Genomic DNA, 17,163 nt, shown 5'->3' on the forward strand with positions numbered 1-17,163 from the left:
GCAGATGAAACAAGACTTTATTGTCTCGATTCATCTGCGTTTGTTTGTTTAATTATAAATCTTGATTATCTTTTTTAAATATCAATAATTTACTAAATATATAGTTGCATACAACAACTACTACATTATCAACAACTTTAACAATAAAGGAATTAATACCTAGTAAACTTATACCTATAAATGTTATTACAAAGTCCATTACTAACGTTACAATTCTATAAAAGAAAAAGCGTCCCATTTCTTTTATAGTATTTTTTAATCCCATGTACTTAGAATAAAATACCCAAACTTTATTAGTAAAATATGACACTGTAACTGCAGCTAGCCATCCTAGAACATTTCCCACTTGATAATTGATGCCTATTTTTACCACTAGCATAAAAATTCCTATGTTTAGAATAGTTGTCACTACACCCCAAAATAAATATGCAATAACTGCTTTATTAATTCCTATTTTCTTCACTTATTTCACCATTATTTATTAATTGTAATCTAAATTCAAATTCTCTCTTTTCTTTTTGTAATACTGCATCCAAAATAAGCCCACTATATACTGATAAAATAGCAGCTAACACAAAGAAACAACAGAATATTAACGTAGGAATTTTTAGTACTAATCCTGTATTTAAATATGGTATCCATACTTCTGGTATAAAGAAACCTAGTGCTAATAAAAATAATATGCCACCTATGATTGAGAAAAATTTCAATGGGTGATATTCTCTATACAAATTAAAGATTCTCAACAACACTTTAAAGCCATCAGAGTACGTACTTAACTTTGATTCACTACCATCAGGTCTATCCTTGTATTCAATAATTTTATTTTGAATAGATAGATTATTTTCAATTGCAAAAATACTCATATCAGTTTCAATTTCAAATCCCTTAGATAGAATTGAATAAGCTTTAACAAATTGGTAACTAAAAGCTCTATAACCTGTCATAATATCTCTTATATTACTCTTAAACAACCAATTAATACTACCACGAACAATTCTATTGCCAAAGTTATGAAACGGTCTCTTATTTTCTTCAAAATAACTGGAAGATAGTCTATCTCCTATAACCATATCCACATTTTTTTCACAAACTAATTGATACATCTCAGGAATAGCATTAGTTGGATATGTATCATCGCCATCCAACATAATGTAACATTTAGCATTTATTTCTCTAAATATACGTCTAATAACGTTACCTTTACCTTGCTGATATTCATACCTAACTATTGCCCCACCAGCTTTTGCTTCTTCTACTGTATTGTCAGTTGAATTGTTATCATATACATAAATGTTGACTTTTCCATCAATATCTTTTGTATCTCTAAGGCAATCTTCAACAACTTTTCTAATAGTTATCCCTTCATTATAACAAGGAATCAAAATAGCTAGATCATCTTTCATGTGTACAAATTCTCCTAATTTATCTTTATATTATATAGCAAAAAATCCTATAACATTGGACAATACCAACATATTAATTACTAATAGACTAACTATACTTCGCCAGTCATTAACAATACTTACATCTTTATTATTAATCTTATTCAATTGAAAAGATACCATCATAATAGGTAGTATTGGTAAGAAATATCTTCCTTGAATACCAATTATTTCTGTAATTTGAGAAACTCCATTTAAAGCAGGTGTCCACTGTACATATAAGCTAGTATATATTAATACCACATTAGCTAAACATAATATCCATATAAATAGTACTCTTAAATTCAATTTAAAATCAAAAACACAGTATCTAACTAATACTATTAATAACAGTATTAGTATTCCGCTGTTAATTTCAATATTTAGTGCTCCTAATGGACCTACTATCATCTGCTCTACGTGTGCAAAGATATTTTTCCAAAGTGTATTATTCATAATTTCTATATAATTAAAAGGATGTTTTAACATAAACATTACCTTTTCAGAAGATGAAGCACCACCATTGGTATTAACAAGATATCTAGAAGCTATCTTCAACCATCCAACAGACACTCCCATTAATATAATCACTGATATTAATTTATGCCATACTCCCTTTAATTTACTACCGAACTTTTTATTTGGAATCAACAATATAAGAAATCCTAGAATAAAATATATAACCTTACATGATGCTAAGAAGAATACTAATATATACATCATCACTTTCATTTTATTAGTAATATTATTCTCATTTTTTAAACTATATATTACAAAACTAAATAAAGCTATAACCACTGTATAAGTAAAACCATCGGCTGATAAACTGGCTCTTTCAGCAACATTCATAGGTAGTAGTGAGCAAATAGCCAAAACTTCTTTGCCAACTGGAATATATTTTATTGAATAATAGATTATTAATGTACATAATATCCCAACTAATATTCTACTTCCATAAAAAATTAATAATACATTTTTAGTAACTATACTAATTATACCTATACTTAAACTTTGTAGCACATAAGATTGAGGTGTATACAGTGCCATATTAATAATATTAGTACTTGAAAGTTGACTACTTAATGTAACATGAAGATTTTTTATAGTATCAATGTAATTACTATTGACTACATCCACTACAGGTATAAGATTATTAGGAATATTAATGTTCCCCGATGAATCCACTAAAAATATTCCATGTAAAACACCATAAGCTCTTGCAAAATGTTGTGCTTCATCTGGCGCACGATATACTGGAATAAATAATGCATAACCTATAATTAAAAACATAGATACTAATAAAAATTGATTTTCAAATTTTGATAGTCTTTTTCGATAATGAGAAAATCTAATTAAATATACCAAAAAAGATAATATAATAACCTCAATTAAAATAGCTGCACTTTTTATAGTTTTACTATCCAATAGTTTATATGTTGTTCTATGCCATAATTTTTTCTGACTATTCAAATATACTAACGAAGAATCTCTTCTTTTAGAATTATCTTTTATTACAAGAGTGTATGATTTATTTTTCTGTACTTTTATTCCTTTTTCTCCGTTGAGTTTTAAAGTAGCTTCTTTTGCTTCACTCGCTTTTATATCATTTTTTGGAATATTTCCACTATATACTGTTTTAGAACCATCAAGTAGTTTTACTTTAATATCATTATCATCCCCAGGTGAGTTCACTTTCAACCATATACCTAAAGAATATAAATTACTTGAGTCAAATTTTATATTTTCTTTGATTCCCTTATCGTTTATAACTTTCGTATAGTTACTTACTCCACCTATATTTTCACTTACTCTATAATCACCTTTAAAAGTATACAAATTAAACGAGATTATACCTATTACTAGTAGAAAAAACAAACTATACTTTCTTAAAATATTAATCATTGTTTTAAACATCTTTTCTCCTTAACTTTTTCAATTTATCTATAACACAATAAATACATTATAAAATTCTTATACTCTAAAAGATTAAATCTCTGCATTTCTTTATACTGTCTACAAGACTATAGCAAATTTCATTGAATCTAATAGCTAATAATTTGGTAATATATACCTAATTGTAAAAATTTTTTATGAATTATCTATCTTCATTAACTGTTCCTTTCATAATTACGTTTCTATTTTTATCTCAACTAATTATACTTACAATATTAAAAATAGTAAATTACAATTTTTTCCTATATAAATTCATATTTCAGAACTCCAAATATCACTAATTGATCTTTATTAACTACTAATATGTAAACCATTATTATCATACAACACCAAGACTTCTAATATCTATATTACTTTAGTGCCATATTTTATTTTGTATTCTCGTTACACCAGTAATATAGACAATTATTTTCTACTAATTAAAAATAATCTATAGTTATCTTCTACAAGTTGAAATTTTCATTTCATACCTATTCTTTTTCCTTTTGATTTATTTTTTTTGATTTTATCCAATTTGTAAATCTAGACACAGAACCAATTTACTAATTTCTGCAAATTTAACGCTTACTTGCATAAATTCCAGAATTTCTCCTATGTCTAATATAATAAATAAAGTTTTATACATTCATTCTTTTTATACGTAATAAAAAACCAGTAGCTTTTACACTACTGGCAAACTTTTGGCAAACAGCCATGTTATTTTTATTGTTTTTTTGGTTGGGTTTTGTTCCCTAAATCGTTGTTAAATTGGTATTACGTCACCAAGTTGCATTAGCAACTTATTCCCATTCAATAGTTGCAGGTGGCTTAGAAGTAATATCATACACTACGCGGTTAACGTGATCTACTTCGTTTACGATACGTACTGAAATTTCTTGCAATACATCCCATGGAATTTGTGCAAAGTCAGCAGTCATACCATCGATAGAAGTTACTGCACGAATACCAACTGTATAGTCATAAGTACGACCATCACCCATAACACCAACGGAACGAATACCTGGTAATACTGTAAAGTATTGCCAAATTTCCTTATCTAAACCATGTTTTGCGATTTCTTCACGTAAGATAAGATCAGAGTCACGTACAATTTCAAGTTTTTCTTCTGTAATTTCACCAATTACACGAATACCTAAACCTGGACCTGGGAATGGTTGGCGCCATACTAATTCATGTGGCATTCCAAGTTTTTCACCAAGTTCACGAACTTCGTCTTTAAATAAAGTATTCAATGGTTCGATTAATTTGAATTGAACATCTTCTGGTAATCCCCCAACGTTGTGGTGAGACTTGATTGTTTGAGCAGTATCTGTACCAGATTCAATAATATCTGTATACAAAGTACCTTGTGCCAAGAATTCAATTCCTTCTAATTTAGCAGATTCATCATCAAAGACACGAATAAATTCGTTACCGATAATCTTACGTTTCTTTTCAGGATCAGATATACCTGCTAACTTGTTCAAGAAACGTTCTTTAGCATCAACTTTGATAATGTTCAAGCCAAACTTGCCACCCAAGCTATCCATAACTTGTTCAGCTTCGCCTTTACGTAACAAACCATGATCAACAAAGATACTTGTTAATTGATTACCGATAGCTTTGTGTAGCAATACACCTACAACAGATGAATCTACCCCACCAGATAATCCAAGTAAGACTTTCTTATCGCCAACAGTTTCACGAATCTTTTGAATTTGCATATCGATAAAGTCGTCCATGGACCAGTTGCTACGAGCTTGACAAACGTCGAAAGCAAAATGACGTAAAATATCGTTACCATATTCTGTGTTACGTACTTCTGTATGGAATTGTAAACCGTAGAATTTCTTAGCATCATTAGCCATTGCAGAAATTGGGCAGTTATCACTTGTTGCTGTAACTTCAAAGCCTTCTGGAACTTGTGTTACTAAATCACCGTGACTCATCCACACTGTTTGAGTTTCTGGTAAGTCTTTGAACATTACATTTTCTTGGTTCTTAACTGTAATAATAGCCTTACCATATTCCTTGTTATCAGCACTTTCTACCTTACCACCTGGTAAATTGTGTGCCATTAATTGCATACCATAACAGATACCTAAAATAGGAATACCTAGTTCAAAAATTTCAGGATCAATTTGGAAAGCACCATCATCATAAACACTGTTAGGACCGCCAGAGAAAATAATTCCTTTTGGATTCATTTCCTTAATTTGAGCGGCTGTAAGCTTATGTGATAGTAATTCAGAGTAAACACCGAATTCACGAATACGACGTGTAATCAATTGGTTATATTGACTACCAAAGTCTAAAACGATAATTTTATCAAATGTTTGCATATCAACATTAGCCAAGTCTTTCACCTCATCTTAAATTTCATTATGCTTTGTACCTATTATACATAGTTAGCAATAGTTGAGCAATGTTTTAAACCATAACTCATCACTAACTTAGTATTTTCTCAAAAATAACTCATTTACTACATGATTATTCGTCTTATGCATGATCAAATCAGCTCGATTACGTGTTGGTAGGATGAATTCCCGTAAGTTCTTAAGATTTATTGTTTTCCAAATATTTTTAGCCATCTTAATTGCTTGTTTTCGGTCACCAATTGCATAAGGATAATAATAGTTCGTAGGATCCTTAAAAGCTGTATCTAACAAAGTCTCAAATCTTTCCAGATACCATTCTTCAATTAAACTTTCTTCAGCATCTACATAAATTGAAAAATCAAAGAAATCACTCACATAAATTTGTTGGTTGGTTGGCAATTGTAAAACATTAATCCCTTCAACAATTAAAATATCTGGACTCTCTACTGTTTCATATTGTCCTTTTACAATATCATAGACTTTATGTGAATATACTGGTGCTTTAGCAGGTAAATTATTCTTAACGTCATTTACAAAACGCAATAGTCTTCTCATATCATAACTTTCTGGGAATCCTTTTCTTTCCATTAAGTTACGTCTCTTCAATTCTTGATTAGGATATAAGAAACCATCCGTTGTAATAAGCTGAACTTTCTTATCTGGATAGACTTCACTTAATAAGCTTTGTAATAAACGAGCAGTTGTGCTCTTACCTACCGCAACTGATCCCGCTATTCCTAGAATAAATGGTACCTTTTGTGCTTTTACTCCTAGAAACTCAGATTGGCTATCTTGTAGCTCTTGATGTGAGTCTAAGTGTATTCTCAAAAGGTGCACCAGTGGCATATAAATATCTTGCACATCTTTCAAGGAAATTTGGTCATTTAAAGATTTTAAATTCAATAATTCTTCTTCGGTTAATGGAACAATGTGTTCTTGATAGAAATTGCTCCATTCATCGCGTTCAATTTTATAATAATTTAGTCTATTTTCCATATTTTTTTCTCACAACTGTATATTTTTAACTTCATCATTATATCATATTATTTTATAATAATATTACGCTTTCAAAAAGCTGATAACAAATTTAAAGGTGATCTATATGACAAATTTAGTTTTATTTGGAGATAGTATTACCGCTGGCATGACTGACGGCTATCCCTCTCCAATATTTTCTAATGAAATCAGAAAATATTTTCCAAATGTTGAAATTCTGAATCGAGGAGTTCCAGGAGATCGTACCGACTTGTCCCTTTCACGTATTCAAGCTGACGTACTTCAAAGTAATCCTGATATCGTTACTATTTTCTTTGGTACAAATGATGTAACAGCTGAAGGTCCTGATTATCAAACTTTTATCACTAATATTAAAGAAATGATAACTTTAATTGGAATTCAAAAATGTATTCTTATCACTCCTGGGATTACTGGACCTAGCTTACAAGACTTTTATCCTAATCAGAAGTTATCCCAGTATGCTCAAGGACTTGTAACATTAGCTGAAGAACTTAACGTTGCTTGTTATGATTGGCACAGTGTCGCTTCTGAATATGAAGCTAGTGAGTTACTACAAGCTGATGATATTCACTACTCTAAAAAAGCTTACGAGCTACTAGTTCAAGGTTTGGCTCCTTTAATCGAAGCTAAAAATAAAATCAGTACAGAAAATAGAGAAAAAGATCTATTAGAAAAACAATAGCAATACGCAAATAGCACTTACTCAAAACAACCGAGTAAGTGCTATTTCTATAAACTACCTTTTTATTTTCCTATCTTATAAGATCTTAGCTAAGAAATCTTTAGCACGTTCAGAAGTTGGATGTTCGAAAACTTCTTCTGGTGTTCCTACTTCTTGTACGTAGCCATCTGCCATAAACCAGATTTGGTCGGCAACTTCTTTAGCAAAGCCCATTTCGTGTGTTACAACTACCATAGTCATTCCTGAATCAGCCAAGTCGCGCATAACCTTCAATACTTCTCCTACCATTTCTGGGTCTAACGCACTTGTTGGTTCGTCAAATAGCATTACTTCTGGATCCATCGCCAAAGCACGAGCAATCGCTACACGTTGCTTTTGACCACCAGATAAACTATCTGGGAATTGATTTGCTTTATCAGCCAATCCAACTTTAGCTAATAATTCTTTTGCTGTCTTTTCTGCTTGTACTTCATCAACGTTCTTAACTTTCATTGGAGCTAACTTAATATTTTCCAATACGCTCATATTAGGGAATAAGTTAAAGCCTTGAAAAACCATGCCCATTTTTTCACGTAGGCTATCTAATTCCTTTTCAGAAATATGAGTTAAGTCTTTTCCTTCAAAAATTACCTTACCACCAGTTGGACGTTCCAACACATTCAAGCATCTTAAAAAGGTACTCTTACCAGAACCAGAAGGACCGATTACACAAATAACCTGACCTTGTTCTACTGATTCAGAAATATCTTTAAGAACGAGATTATCTCCAAACTTCTTTTGAAGATTTTGTACTTCAATCATCTTTTTGTTACTCATGTTTCATCTTCCCTTCAAAGTAATTCAAGCCTTTAGATAATGTAAAGGTTAGTACAAAGTAGATTACCATTGTGATAGCCAATGGAGCTACACCTTTATAAGTAGCAGATTGAACTAACTGTGTTTGATACATCAAGTCACCTACACCGATAACTGATACAATTGAACTTTCCTTAATCAAGGTAATAAATTCATTACCTAAAGCTGGCCAAATATTCTTAATTGCTTGTGGAATAACAACATATTGGTATGTTTGCTTTTGACTCATACCTAAACTTCTTGCGGCTTCAGTTTGACCAATTGCGATTGATTCAATACCTGAACGAATAACTTCAGCTACATAAGCACCAGAGTTTAAAGATACAGCGATGATACCAGCTGCCAAAGCAGGTAATGATTGAATAACTGCACCAATTCCGAAGTATACAAACATTACTTGTACCATTAATGGAGTACCACGAATAAATTCAATGTATGCGACTGCTAAACCGTGTAAAAGCTTGTTGTGACCTAAACGCATCAAAGCAAGAATGATACCTAAAACAAAACCAATTAATACAGATACAACTGTGATAATTAACGTATATTCAATACCTTTTGCGAAGTATGTCCAGTAACTAGCCATTGTGTTGTGCTTGCTAGATTGCTTCATATACTTAGCAGCTTCTGGAACGTATTCTTTGTCTAATAAATCTTGTTTCTTAATATCAGCAATTGTCTTGTTAGCAGCTTGAGTTAAAGCTGTTGCTCCTTTAGGAAATGCCATTGCAGCCCCTGTTTCGTTAACATCAACACTTACTTTAGAGTTGAATGCATATAAATTAGGGTTATTTTGTACGTAAGCCTTAGCTGTTGGTTCTTCCATCAATACCCCAGATACCTTACCAGATTGTAAAGCAATAATTAAGTTGTTTAACTTAGCTAAACCTTTAACTGTTGCTCCAGGGAATTGTTGCTTAATCAAATTGTATTCCAAAGTACCATTTTGAGCACCAACTGTTTGACCCTTAAAGCTTTCCTTAGACGTATATTTACTCTTATCTTTCTTGTTGATAACAATGTACTTACCACCAGAGTAGTAAATGTTAGAGAAATCAACACTCTTACGACGTTCTTCAGTTGGATTCATCGCAGAAATGATTGTATCGATCTTACCTGTTTCAAGCGCAACTAGTAAGGAATCGAAGTTCATATTCTTAATAACTAACTTAACGCCTAAATCTTTAGCAAATTTCTTAGCAATTTGAATATCAATTCCGACATATTCAGTCTTGCCATCTTGCTTAGTAGTAAATTCGTAAGGTGGATAATCGGCACTTAAACCAACTACCAATGTTCCCTTTTCTTTTACCTTTTTCAATGAATCATCTGTTGTCTTAGCTGTATCAGCGGAAGAACTACTAGAAGTTGTATCAGCAGTAATCGCAGCAAATGGTGTAACTACCATCATGAGTACAGCTAAAAGCATTAATATCTTCTTAAAAATTTTCATACTCATAATCTCCCTCATTAATATAATCTATAGTTTTCAAGTTGATATGATTAGTATACTTTCTATTGTTTATTTATGCAAGTATTTTTTGAAATTTTGTATATTTTATTCATAATTAATGTTTAAATTGCATTTAAAATGAATAAAATATATTTATGTAACAGTTTTCTATAAAATAAAAACATCAATGAGCTTATCTACAAAACTCATTGATGTCTCTTTAACTATTTTATTTTATGTTTCTTTGATGAAACTTGATAGAAGATGAATGCCACTAATCCGAAGAAGACTGGACCAGCAATTGTCCAGAAGGCTGTCTCAAAATCGCCATCCAAAATTGGTTGAACACAAGTAAAGATAATACCTGCTGATAAGATAATTTCAATAATAATTACTAATAAGTTAGTCCAGAATGGATTCTTAAAGGCTACAAATGAATGTTCAATCTTCTTTTTCTTAAAGAATGGGAATGCCCCAACTAAGAATAGATATGGGAAACTAGTAGATACATTTGCCATATCAGTCAAGATTAAATAGAATCTTTGAGCTGCAGATCCACCAAAGGCTACTAAGAAGATAATTACACAAACAATAATTGCTTGTAACCACATTGCATTGGCTGGCATATTGTGTTTGTTAAGGCGAGTTAATTTTTCCGGCCATAATCTCTTATCTGAACCTAAAATAAATGACTTGATTGGTGAGTATAAGAGAATGAACATCGCACCTAAAAATCCTAAAACTTGTGTTAAAGCTACAAATCTTGTAATTAACATACCTGTTGTATGAGATGCAGCTGCTGACCAACCTAATGAATGTCCTAGATAGACACCTAATTGGTTAAAGACAATATATGTGATGTTACCTAAGTTTACCCCATGCTTAGCAACAACAGAGTTATAGTTAACACTGAAACCAATCATAAAGATCATGATTACATATGCACCGATGGTAAATAAGCTAGCAATAATTAATCCACGTGGGAAAGTCTTTTCTGGCTTATCCATACTATCAGTTACACTACCTAAAGATTCCATACCACCATAAGCAAAAATTGCATAAACAACGAATGAAATAATAGCGATTGGGGTTTGGAATTGTGGATTAGGTGAAGTAATAAAATCTTTCATTCCATGGATAGGTTGAGCTAATTGACCATGATTAGCAAAAATAATGATTAAACTAGCAATCAAAAAGATAATGTTAGTTACAACCGTAAAAATTCCACCTAAAGAACCAACTTTAGAAATTGAATCCATTCCTTGTGTTGTAAAGAATGTTGAAATTAAAATAAATAAAATTCCTAAAATACCAATAACTTCAGTTGATGATAGACCTAACATTGACCAATGTTGTGTAGTATCTTTGCCAAAAATCAATGCAGAAAATGTTATCCAGATACGTGAAGCTGTTGATACCATCCAGACAATCCAAGATGCTAACCAGATAAAGGTTCCAATGAAAGCTGCACGTTCTCCGATTGATTCAGCTAGCCAGGAATAAATACCACCTTTGGCGTCTTTAAATGCAGAACCATATTCTGCCATCATTAAACCACAAGGGAAGAAGAAACATATCCCTGCTAAAATATACCAAATAATACTACCATAACCCATTTGTGCATAAGCATTAGATACATTACCAAAACCAAAGATAGCGGTAATAATCATCATAACTAAGCCAAATGTCGTGATTTTCTTTTTATTTTCTTCCAAAATCTCCACTCCATCTTATGTATATTTATTAACTACTAAAGTATATTCTCTTTTATGCAATTTGTATTAATTATGATAGATTTTTTATTGTTTTATAATAAAAATTCATTCTTATACCATAAATTTGAATTTTAAAACATAATATTCATGGAATATTCGTATAATTTATGATTATTCATTGTTTTTTAATTGTAAAAAATTCATTCTTTCTAAAATTCGTCTAACTTGAAAAATATACCTGTTTCCTGTATGTTTTATTATTATGAAGGAGTGAATATATTTTGGATATTAATGAACATCAACAATGGTTAGTTAAATTCTATGAAAAAAGAGATTGGTTTAAGTATCCACCTCAAGATCGAGTTAATTATATTACAGAAGAACTTGGAGAATTATCACGTGCTGTTCGTACAATTGAAGTCGGACGCGATCATCCTGGCGAAAAAATCTTAAATCAAGCTGAAAAAGAAGATAATTTAAGAGAAGAAATGGCAGATGTTATTGATCAGGTATTGGTATTGGCTGCTAAATATGACATTAAACCTGATGAATTACTTGAATATAGCGAAAACAAATTAAAGAAACGTTTTAATATGGATGTTTAATATATGGAGAAAAAAACTTTATTTTTTCTTGTCGCTTTATTTAATCTAGCAGCTAACTATGCCCATCCAGTTACACCTACATATTTTAAGATGCTTCATCTTGATAATTCTGTCTTTGGTACGGCCTTTGCGGTAATGTCCTTTGGTATCTTTATCGCCTCTCCATTTTGGAGTAAGATTGCTGGCTTAGTTAACTCAAAGTCTGTTATCGCAATTGGTTGTATTGGCTATGCTGTTGCACAATTCTTATTTGCTATCGGACATACAACAAGCCTGATCTTAATTGGCCGATTGCTTGCAGGACTAGCATGTGGCGCATTCTTTGTAGGTGTGCTTAACTATATTGTTAATCTATCCAGTGAAACAAATCGAGGAGCTAACCTAACTCTTAATGCTACTATTCAAACTGTTGCTAGCGCTTTAGGTTACTTTGTCGGTGGAATGCTTGGTGCGTATAATGTTTATCTATCTTTTGCAGTTCAAGTTATTCAACTAACTTTAGTCGGGATATTATTCTATCTTTTACTTGAAAAAGATTCGCAAAACACTGATAGTTTGCAATTATTTCTTATATTGAAGGAATCAAATCCACTTAAACGCCTCGAAGATGGACGTTTATTTATGAATAAAGCTTTTGCCTTATTATTCTCTGTTTCAATCTTACTGTATTTAGGATATACTGCCTTTGATCAAAGCTTTAACTACTATTTAAAAGATATCTTCAATCTTTCTAGTAGTTTTAATGGGATCTTTAAGGGAGCTATCGGTATTATTTCTTTGATTGTTAATACTTCAATTGGTTTGTATTTAATGAAAAATACTAAGATTAGTAAAAGCTTGATCTATGTACTATTAGGTGCTTCAACTTTAATGGTACTTATCTTATTTAGCCATCATCTAACAACTTACGTTATCAGTAGTTGTATATTCTACGGCTTCTATGCTTTGAGTACTCCACTACTTCAAGATTTAATTACACAAGAAGCTCAAGTTGAGACACGTAACTTAGTACTAGGATTTTATCAATCAACACAATCATTAGGACAAATTCTAGGTGCTTACTTAGCTGGAATTATTTATAATTTCAGCCCACAAGCTCCATTCTCATTAGCTTTTCTTGCCCTACTAGGTGCATTTCTTTGTTCGATTTTTTATCGAAGAAAGTATAGAATTTAACACAACCAAAAAAGCAATTTTGAAAGAGATTCAACTCAATCAAAATTGCTTTTCTTTATGCTTAAATTATTACTTTTGTTCGTTTGTAATTTGGGTGTTTCCAGCCACTGTACTAATTTGTCCAGTTGCCCCTTCACTTTTAGCCTTATCCAAAATAGCTTGCATAGATGTTTGTTGCCAATTTCCATTATTATCATAAATGTATACTTGACCATCTTTTACAGTGTAAGTCAATGACTTATCACCATAACCATCTTGCCAGTACATTTGATAATAAGTATCTCCACCAGTTGGTAAAGCAGGTGTTCCCATTTGAGAACGAGATGCTTTAGTTACACCAACTTTAGAGTTTGCTGATGGTTGTCCATCTGTTTTAGCATAGTTTCCTGCATACCAACCTGTTAATGCAGCTTGTTGTTGTTCTGTTAACTCATCTGCAGAGGAAGCTAATGCTTTACTACTACTGCTACTACCATCTGGATTAACTTTTTCACTATCTACGCTAGATGATTTACTAGATTTAGATGTGTTATCTGCAACATCTGCATCTTCAGCAAAAACTGCCTTAGCCTTAATTGCACTCTTCTTATGAGATTTCTTTACTACAACGCTACTTTCATGTGCAGAAGTCTGTGCTTGAGATTCGGCACTCTTATTGCCACATGCAGCTAATGTTCCCACTAAGAGTACACTACTAAAAGTAACAATTAATTTGTTTAATTTCATTTTATCCTCCAAATCTACCTGTCAAAACTCCATTACTGATTAGCAATACCATTTCTAATTAACTCTAATGGATTCAACCATGTACCATTATTGTTAAATGAGTTGGCAATAGCTCTCATAATATTCTTTTCACGAGTTATACCTAAGTGTAAGTGTGATGTATCACGATAACCAATTACGTCACCTGTATTGATTTGTTGACCAACACGTACCTTGATATTACCACGATTACTGAATGCTTCTTGGTAAACAAAACTATATTCGTCCGATTGAACAACAACATAGTTTTCCAAACCAGCAATATAACCAATTTGTGTAACGACACCACTGTGTACAGCATGAACTGAGGAACCAGGGTGATCATAAGAACCAAAGTCCAATCCATCATGGAATCCATTCATACGGAATTCTCCACCTGGATTTACACCAAATAATTGAGCACCTGTAAAGCTACCTTGACCTACAGATGGGAATGGCCATCCCCATGTATCTTGTTTCAATGTTCCATCAGAATTGAATGTGTAATTCTTACCGTTGATATTAACTGTACCTGTCTTCATAGCACCAGAAATAGTATCAAGATAGTAGTTCTTACCATTGACATTTTGCCAACCATATTGCATTTGTCCATTTGAAGCATAGTACACTGTCTTATTTTGACCATATGGAGCTAGATTTTGGAAGCCTGTTTGCATTGCTCCGGTTGCCTTATCAAATAAATACCAATGATTTCTAATTACTTGTTGGCCGTATTGCATTTGTCCATTTGGTGCATAATATACTATCTTATTTTGACCATATGGAGCTAGATTTTGGAAGCCTGTTTGCATTACTCCGCTATTTTTATCAAACAGATACCAATGATTATTCACTAATTGTTGGCCTGTAAGTACTTTATAATTAGAATTCAGCAAGTAACTCTTTCCATCCAATGTTACTATACCTTGCATTGAAAGATTACCTGTCTTACTATCAAAGTTATAAACTTTACCAGATATATTTACTTTGCCAACTTGCATCTGACCATTTGATGCATAATATTGGATTGTCTTTGTATCAGCATTATATGCAACACCTACATACATCTTACCTGTAGATTTATCAAAGTAATATTTTTTACCATTAATAACTTGACTACCATGTTGCATTTGACCTAACCTAGCTTTATCTTCACTATAGTAAACAGTCTTATTTTGATCTGTTAGATGTGTGAAACCAACTGACATCTTACCTGTTACTTTGTCAAAATTATACCAGTGTCCATCAATATACTTTTGACCTTTTTGAACTGCACCAGTTACTTTATCAAGATAGTATCTACCACTGTTGATATCTTGCCATCCAAATTCCATTTGACCTAATTTAGACTTATCTTCACTATAGTAAACAGTCTTATTTTGGTCAGGAATATTAGTAAAGCCTATTGCCATTTTACCTGTTGCTTTATCAAATAAATACCAATGCTTATTAATATATTTTTGACCGAATTGCATTTGACCATTTGATGCATAGTATGCCACTTTATTTTGGCCATACGGTGCTAAGTTTTGGAAACCTGTTTGCATTGCTCCAGTTACCTTATCAAATAAATACCAGTGCTTATCAATGTATTTTTGACCATGTTGCATTTGACCATTTGGTGCATAATATACTACTTTATTTTGGCCATATGATGCTAGATTTTGGAAACCTGTTTGCATTGCTCCGGTTACTTTATCAAATAAATACCAGTAATTTCCTACTACTTGTTGGCCAAATTGCATTTGTCCATTCGATGCATAGTAGACTACCTTATTTTGACCATATGGTGCTAGATTTTGGAAACCTGTTTGCATTACACCACTGCTCTTATCAAATAAATACCAATGATTTCCTACTACTTGTTGGCCCTTACGTACTTCTCCACTTACTTCATCTAAATAGTAGGTCTTTTGATTTACTTTAGTTAAACCATGTTGCATTTGACCTTTTTCATTATAGTAGACCACCTTATTTTGACCATATGATGTTAAATTTTGGAAGCCTGTCTGCATTGCTCCAGTATATTTATCAAATAGATACCACTGATTGTTTACTACTTGTTGACCATGTTGCATTTGACCTTTTTCATTGTAGTATACTGTCTTACCTTGATTTTCAATTTTCTGGAAACCTGTCTGCATTACACCTTGGTTATCAAATAAATACCAACTACCATCAATATGTTTTTGACCTGTAGTCATTGCACCACTAACATTATCAAAATAATATTTGTTATTATTGATATTTTGCCAACCAAATTGCATTTGAGCATTGCTTGGGGCATAGTAAACTACTTTATTTTGATCCTTAATTTCTTGGAATCCTGTCAAGTTCTTACCAGTGTTATTATCTACTAAATACCAGTTGCCATTGACATTCTTTTGGCTAGCATTATCAGCAGTATTCACTGGTGTTTCTACTTTAGGTTCTTCACTCTTTTGTGTAGTTGAACTTTGAGTAGTACTACTTTGTTCACTATTGTTAACTACTTGAGTATTTTGCTTTTGTTCAAAAGTAGTTGCTGGTGTAGCAGGTGCAGTAGCTACTTTGTTTTCTGCTACTTGTGTAGTTACATTATTATTTGCTGGAGTTGCTTGTTGTACAGGAGCATTTTGAGCTTGTACAGTTACTGGTGTAGCTTGCTTTACTTCTTGATTCGCAGAAGTTTGTTGAGTAGCATTAGCTACTTCGTTTGTATTAGTTTCTACACTTTTATTGCTTTCAACGTTTGCTTGTTGACTGCTGTTTTCTTGATTAACAACTGCCTTTACTTCTGTATTTTGTGTTGCTTGTAATGTTACTTCTTGCTTATTAGTTTGATTGTTATTGTTATTATCTGTTTGACTTTGAACATTAGTATCAGCCATAACTTTAGGATTATGTACACTGACACCCATTGCCAATCCTAAGAAAACTAAAGGTGCTACAACCCAGTTTTTACCGGCTTTATACATCTTATAACGTTTTTTTGCTTCATAATTCTCCAAGAAAAAACGTCCTCCTTTTTCTTATCTAAACTTAAATTCTTTCTAAACTTATGTAGCTATTCCTATAATAGTTTACAGGAATACTTTTTTATTATACTTTATGCAAATATCAATCTCAATATTTACCAAAGTTTGTATTATTTCTTTAGGTTAGTGTTACATTATTGTCATAAAAAAATCATCGACAACTTT

13 protein-coding genes are annotated in these 17,163 nt (G+C 31.9%); 3 read left to right on the forward strand and 10 right to left on the reverse strand.

Translation table 11 applies throughout. The annotated features are described in order from the left end of the window. Nucleotides 1-52: 52 nt before the first annotated feature. The 5 genes from OZJ21_RS02270 to coaA form a co-directional block, all read right to left on the reverse strand. Entirely contained in the window at nt 53-463 is a 411-nt protein-coding gene (locus OZJ21_RS02270; RefSeq protein ID WP_003709545.1) for a GtrA family protein, read from the reverse strand. Then, a complete protein-coding gene (locus tag OZJ21_RS02275; RefSeq protein WP_268857368.1) occupies nt 444-1,406 on the reverse strand; it encodes a glycosyltransferase family 2 protein in 963 nt (320 codons plus the stop codon). The genes OZJ21_RS02270 and OZJ21_RS02275 overlap by 20 nt, the downstream gene beginning before the upstream one ends. 30 nt (nt 1,407-1,436) lie before the next feature. Further along, nucleotides 1,437-3,338: a DUF2142 domain-containing protein gene (locus OZJ21_RS02280; protein WP_268857369.1), complete on the reverse strand. Its 1,902-nt coding sequence runs from the start codon at nt 3,336-3,338 to the stop codon at nt 1,437-1,439. Between the two features lie 818 nt (nt 3,339-4,156). After that, the gene (guaA, locus tag OZJ21_RS02285; protein ID WP_199161407.1) at nt 4,157-5,698 is read right to left on the reverse strand and encodes a glutamine-hydrolyzing GMP synthase; all 1,542 of its coding nucleotides are present in this window, start codon (nt 5,696-5,698) and stop codon (nt 4,157-4,159) included. A 111-nt stretch (nt 5,699-5,809) separates the two neighbouring features. After that, nucleotides 5,810-6,730, reverse strand: a complete 921-nt coding sequence (coaA, locus tag OZJ21_RS02290) for a type I pantothenate kinase (protein WP_047035958.1) — start codon at nt 6,728-6,730, stop codon at nt 5,810-5,812. Nucleotides 6,731-6,836: 106 nt separating this feature from the next. Between coaA and OZJ21_RS02295 the strand changes: the two genes are divergently transcribed. Continuing rightward, nucleotides 6,837-7,433, forward strand: a complete 597-nt coding sequence (locus OZJ21_RS02295) for a GDSL-type esterase/lipase family protein (protein ID WP_268857370.1) — start codon at nt 6,837-6,839, stop codon at nt 7,431-7,433. A 75-nt stretch (nt 7,434-7,508) separates the two neighbouring features. On the opposite strand, the gene OZJ21_RS02300 is transcribed toward OZJ21_RS02295, so the two are convergent. The 3 genes from OZJ21_RS02300 to yjeM form a co-directional block, all read right to left on the reverse strand. Next, the gene (locus tag OZJ21_RS02300; RefSeq protein ID WP_003704724.1) at nt 7,509-8,249 is read right to left on the reverse strand and encodes an amino acid ABC transporter ATP-binding protein; all 741 of its coding nucleotides are present in this window, start codon (nt 8,247-8,249) and stop codon (nt 7,509-7,511) included. Then, nucleotides 8,242-9,741, reverse strand: a complete 1,500-nt coding sequence (locus OZJ21_RS02305) for an ABC transporter substrate-binding protein/permease (protein WP_011476410.1) — start codon at nt 9,739-9,741, stop codon at nt 8,242-8,244. Before OZJ21_RS02305 ends, OZJ21_RS02300 begins: the two co-directional genes overlap by 8 nt. A 224-nt stretch (nt 9,742-9,965) precedes the next feature. Further along, the gene (gene yjeM / locus OZJ21_RS02310; protein WP_268857371.1) at nt 9,966-11,456 is read right to left on the reverse strand and encodes a glutamate/gamma-aminobutyrate family transporter YjeM; all 1,491 of its coding nucleotides are present in this window, start codon (nt 11,454-11,456) and stop codon (nt 9,966-9,968) included. A 281-nt stretch (nt 11,457-11,737) separates the two neighbouring features. On the opposite strand from yjeM, the gene OZJ21_RS02315 reads away from it, so the two are divergent. Then, a complete protein-coding gene (locus OZJ21_RS02315; protein WP_003705442.1) occupies nt 11,738-12,061 on the forward strand; it encodes a MazG nucleotide pyrophosphohydrolase domain-containing protein in 324 nt (107 codons plus the stop codon). Nucleotides 12,062-12,064: 3 nt separating this feature from the next. Then, complete coding sequence (locus tag OZJ21_RS02320) at nt 12,065-13,237, forward strand: MFS transporter (RefSeq protein ID WP_268857372.1); 1,173 nt, start codon at nt 12,065-12,067, stop codon at nt 13,235-13,237. Between the two features lie 69 nt (nt 13,238-13,306). Here OZJ21_RS02320 and OZJ21_RS02325 read toward each other — a convergent pair whose 3' ends face one another. Together OZJ21_RS02325 and OZJ21_RS02330 are read right to left on the reverse strand one after the other, a co-directional pair. Further along, nucleotides 13,307-13,963 carry a hypothetical protein gene (locus OZJ21_RS02325; RefSeq protein WP_087250074.1) on the reverse strand — a complete coding sequence of 219 codons (657 nt, stop codon included), beginning with the start codon at nt 13,961-13,963 and terminating at the stop codon, nt 13,307-13,309. 32 nt (nt 13,964-13,995) lie between these two features. Then, nucleotides 13,996-16,938: a peptidoglycan DD-metalloendopeptidase family protein gene (locus tag OZJ21_RS02330; protein ID WP_442916302.1), complete on the reverse strand. Its 2,943-nt coding sequence runs from the start codon at nt 16,936-16,938 to the stop codon at nt 13,996-13,998. Nucleotides 16,939-17,163 lie beyond the last annotated feature (225 nt).

The organism is Ligilactobacillus sp. UO.C109 (assembly GCF_026847815.1).
Lineage (GTDB): Bacteria > Bacillota > Bacilli > Lactobacillales > Lactobacillaceae > Ligilactobacillus > Ligilactobacillus salivarius.